This window comes from Sphingomonas sp. (assembly GCF_031361285.1).
Taxonomy (GTDB): domain Bacteria; phylum Pseudomonadota; class Alphaproteobacteria; order Sphingomonadales; family Sphingomonadaceae; genus Sphingomicrobium.
Window position 1 is genome coordinate 1 of record NZ_JANMCO010000158.1, and the last position, 4,726, is coordinate 4,726.

Annotated in this window: 4 protein-coding genes; all 4 read left to right on the plus strand. The window is 61.9% G+C overall.

The genetic code is table 11. The features are described 5' to 3' along the window. On the plus strand, window positions 1–264 hold a 264-nt coding region (locus RMO25_RS12870; protein WP_309663002.1), incomplete at its 5' end, for an adenosylhomocysteinase. Between the two features lie 31 nt (window positions 265–295). After that, window positions 296–2,203, plus strand: a complete 1,908-nt coding sequence (locus tag RMO25_RS12875) for a sulfotransferase (protein WP_309663003.1) — start codon at window positions 296–298, stop codon at window positions 2,201–2,203. Between the two features lie 88 nt (window positions 2,204–2,291). Then, window positions 2,292–3,440: a TIGR03032 family protein gene (locus RMO25_RS12880; protein WP_309663004.1), complete on the plus strand. Its 1,149-nt coding sequence runs from the start codon at window positions 2,292–2,294 to the stop codon at window positions 3,438–3,440. 219 nt (window positions 3,441–3,659) lie between these two features. Further along, window positions 3,660–4,726, plus strand: a 1,067-nt coding sequence (locus tag RMO25_RS12885) for a TonB-dependent receptor plug domain-containing protein (RefSeq protein ID WP_309663005.1), incomplete at its 3' end; no start/stop codon positions are given.

Here is a 4,726-nt window from a genome sequence, read left to right on the forward strand (position 1 = left end):
AACCTCGGCAACGCCACCGGCCACCCAAGCTTCGTTATGTCCTCGAGCTTTTCCAACCAGGTGTTGGCGCAGATCGAGCTGTGGACCGGCGGCGACAAGTATAAGAACGCGGTCTACGTGTTGCCCAAGCACCTCGACGAAAAGGTCGCCCAGCTCCATCTCGGCAAATTGGGGGTCAAGCTGACCAAGCTCAGCGACAAGCAAGCGGCGTACATCGGCGTTTCAACCGAGGGCCCGTTCAAGCCCGACCATTACCGCTATTGATTCTACCACACGGGCGAAGGAATAACGCCGGATGCGCCTGAAGCAGCCGTTCCTGAAACTGCCGATACGCTTCGATGCGGACGCGTTGGCGGCTGAAGTGCGAGCGCTGCCCAAATCGGCCTGGACTCCGCACCCAACGGGCTATCTTGGGAACGAGGCTGTTCGGCTGGTCACCCCGGCGGGCGAGGACACGGACGCGATCGCTGGGCCGATGGCCGGGACCGACAGCCTCGAACGTTGCGACTATGTCCGCCAGATCATGGCCGAAATCGGCGGCGTTTGGGGCCGCAGCCGCTTCATGGGCCTGGCGCCTGGGCGCGAAGTCCCGCCACACATCGACATCAATTATTATTGGCGAACACATCTGCGGATCCACATTCCGGTCATCACCAACCCGGGCGTGCTGTTCACCTGTGGCGACGAGACGGTTCACATGGCGGCGGGCGAGTGTTGGGTGTTCGACAGTTTCCTTCGCCATGACGTCCAGAACAAGGGCGAGGCCCAACGCATCCATCTCGTGCTCGACACAGTAGGCGGCGGCATTCTTCCGGAGTTGTTGAAAGCCGCGGAAGCGGGCGGTGTCGAATCGCGCGTTTTGAATCCCGCGGAGCGGCCGGGCACCGACCTCAGTTTTGAGAAAGTGAATTCGCCCCAGGTCATGTCGCCGTGGGAAATGCGCTGCCATCTTGCCTTCACCCGTGAAAAAGCAGGGTCCGACCCGCAGGCGATCGCGGTTCTGGACCGGGTGGAGATGTTCATCGACGCGTGGGCGGCGAACTGGGCGCAATTCGCGACGGACGAAGCCGGCCGGCCCGGCTACGAGCGGCTTTTGAACGACGTTCGCGAAGATGCCTTGGCAATGGGAGTGGCGACGATCGAGATGCCTAACCAAGTCCCCCTGGCCCGAATGCTCGATCAACTCATTTTCCTGCTTGCGCTCGCGCCGTCAAATGGTCCCGTCGCCGATACGGAGCAAGCGAAAGAACCAGCGCCGCAGCCCCCCCGGAACAGCATGTTCGATTCGGGCGGGGGGGTGAGCGTGTCGGGATCGATCGGCGTCGCGACCCCTTTGGCGACCCCGGTCCGCGAGCGCTTTGATCGACCCATCTTTATCGTCAGCACACCTCGTTCGGGCTCGACGTTGCTTTACGAAACGCTGGTGACGGCCCCGGGACTGTTCGCCACTGGCGACGAGAGCCATCAACTGATCGAGAGCGTGCCGGGCCTCGCGCCGCAGCACCGCGGCTGGCTGTCCAATCAGCTGGTGGCTAATGACGCATCACCCGAACGCGCCGCGCAGCTCGCCCAAGGATTCTATCGGCAGCTTGTGGATCGTCGCGGACGACGCCCGACCGGGCGGGTCCGGATGCTGGAAAAGACGCCGAAGAATGCGCTTCGCGTTCCGTTCTTCGATGCCATTTGGCCAGATGCCCATTTCATCTATTTGTACCGCGACCCGCGCGAGACCCTTTACAGCATGATGGAAGCGTGGCGTTCGGGGGCGTTCCGAACCTATCCGACGCTGCCAGGCTGGACTGGCGAGCCATGGTCGCTGTTGCTAGTTCCTGGCTGGCAGGAGCTCAAGAGAATGGAGCTTCCGCAAGTGGTCGCGCACCAATGGGCCATCACAACCGAGATACTGCTCGACGACCTTGAGCGGCTCGGGGAGGGACGGGTGCAGACCATTGCCTATGCGAACCTCATCGATTCCGCCCAATCGACGATGGAGGGGATCGCCGCGGGGGTCGGCCTAGAGTGGGACCGACACCTTGGCGACACTCTTCCATTGTCCAAAACCACCGTATCGCGGCCGGATCGGCAGAAATGGCGCCAGCTGGAAGATGTCATCCAGGCGGTATTGCCGATCGTCGAAAAAGCAGACGCTCGTGCCCGCCAGTTCATGGCGACGAGGGCCGTCAAATCGCGCGCATCCGCCTGAGCGCCCTTATCGCACTAACTGCACTTGGACGTTGCTTTGACGGCGGCTAGAGGCCCGGAATATCGCCCTAACGGAGTTTACGCGAACCATGACAGATCAAGTCACTCCGCCGGCCGACGCCAGACCCGGTCAGGTTGCGCCAGCGGCCGCGGTGACGATGCCGCCGGTCACACCCGCGCCCGACGAGACGAAGATCGGTGCATCGCGAGGACTCGCTGCCTGGCTGACTAAAAACAAGACCAGTTTTGCTATTACGTCGTACCAGAGTGGCCGCTTGCTGCTCGTTGGGACGATGCCCGACGGCACAGTTTCCGTTCACCAGCAGGCATTCGGCCGCGCCATGGGCATTTGCTGGGACCGCAAGGGCCTCTGGCTCGCGTCCCGGCTCCAGCTTTGGCGGCTCGAGAACATCCTTCCCGAAGGAATGGTTGCTCAAGAGAAATTTGATTTGACCCTGATGCCGCGCAGTACGCACATCACCGGCGACATCGACATCCACGAGCTTGGCGTCAACGCCGCGGGCCGCCCGGTGTTCGTCAACACGAGCCATTCCTGTCTCGGGACGATCGATCCGATCGAAAGCTTCCGGCCGATCTGGAAGCCCAGTTTTATTTCCGAGCTGGCTCCCGAAGACCGCTGCCACCTGAACGGGCTCGGGATGGTCGACGGACGGCCAAAATATGTGACGGCGGTCAGCCAGACCGACGTTCCGAGCGGTTGGCACGGCCGGCCGCTTCCGAAGGGTGTCATCATCGACGTCGAGACGGACAAGGTCGTCACCGATCAGCTTTCCATGCCGCATTCTCCACGCCTGGCCGCCGACGGCAAGCTTTACGCCGTCGACAGCGGACGCGGTTGGCTGGTCGAGGTCGACAAGCAAACGGGAGCGGTGAGGGATGTTGCGTTCTGCCCCGGGTTCCTTCGCGGGCTGGCGCTCATCAATGGCTATGCGCTCGTCACCATTTCAAAGCCGCGTTACGGCAGATTCGAACAAATGCCGATCTCAGAGGAACTGACGAAACGGAATCTCGATCCGATTTGCGGCGTGATGGTGATCGACCTGGCCCTGGGCGAAATCGCCGAATGGCTGAGGTTGGAGGGGGACGTGCAAGAGCTGTTCGCGGTCGAGCTCATGCCCGGGATCACCTGCCCGATGGCGATCGGTCCCCAGTCCGAGGAATTTCATGGGACCGTCACCTTCGATGCGGAAATCAAGCCGCTCGAGGGGCAAGGCTAAGCATATCTCTTCGCTTATTCTCGAACTTTCGCGGTAGGCTCTGCAAGTTCAATGGGTTAGCCGGCCGCCATCATGTGGCATTAATGTTACAGACACTGCCGGAAACGCGGACGGGTCGGCGAAAATGGTTTTTTTTCCCACATTCATCCTCCACTAACCCGATGATATTCACGTTCATACTTGGGGGACCGACAAGCCATGCGCTCACTTACCCGACTGATGCTTTCTTCCGTGTCGTTTGCCGCCATCGCCCTCGCGGCATCGTCGGCGCAGGCACAAACCCCGGACCCGGTGAATCCCGACCGGGATCCCTGCCAGGCTCCGTCTGGCCAGGTCGACAAGGCGCTTTGCCCAGAATCCAATACCCCGGCGGGCGAAGCCGTGCAGGCGGGCGCCCAAGTGACGCCTGAAAAGCCAGGCGCCGCTGGGGAAATCGTCGTCGTCGGTTCACGCATCCGCCGCAATCGGTTCAACACCGCCGATCCGGTGACAATCATTACCCGCGATGAGCAGGTTGACTCGGGTTTCAACTCAACCGCCGAAGTGTTGCAGAGCGTCGGCGTTACTGGCGGCACGCCGCAGATCAACGACAGCTTCGGCGGCCTCGTCGTCGAGGGCGGCCCGGGCGTCAACACGTTGTCACTCCGCGGCCTCGGCGCAACCCGCACCCTGGTTCTGCTGAACGGCCGGCGGATTGCTCCGGCCGGTACCCGCGGTCAAGTTGGCGCGGCCGATCTCAACGTGCTGCCGAACGCGATCATCGAGCGGATCGAAGTCCTGAACACCGGCGCCTCGTCGATTTACGGATCGGATGCGGTCGCCGGGGTCGTCAACCTCGTCACGCGCACGAAGGCCGATGGCCTCACCTTCGAAATGCAGCATGACATTCTCGAAGTTGGGCACGGCAATTCGAGTCGTTACTCGCTGGTCGGCGGCGCGTCGGGCTCCAACTGGGGAATTGTCGGCTCGCTCGAATATTTCGCGCGTGACCGCCTGACTCAGGGCGACCTAAAGTGGGCGCGTTGTCCGCAGCAGCGCCGGCTCAGCCCGCTCACGAGCGATCGTCCATATGCCCCGGATCAAGGAGCTAACAACACCGACAAGTGTTTCCCACTCGAAGAGGGCGGAGTTACGGTCAACACAGTCGGTATATCCTATGCTGGGCGGGGGGTCAGCTCGCAGGCGCCTTTCGGGTTCGTCTATTTGGGTCCCGCTCCAGATCCCGTCGATCTTGCTGCCGGGTTCCAAAATTTTCCCACGGGACCTGGAGTCCCCTCCTATAGTCT

Bases quoted from the DNA above. Each gene is read 5' to 3' on its own strand.
- RMO25_RS12880 (WP_309663004.1), top strand. From the start codon at position 2,292: ATGACAGATCAAGTCACTCCGCCGGCCGACGCCAGACCCGGTCAGGTT.
- RMO25_RS12875 (WP_309663003.1), top strand. From the start codon at position 296: ATGCGCCTGAAGCAGCCGTTCCTGAAACTGCCGATACGCTTCGATGCG.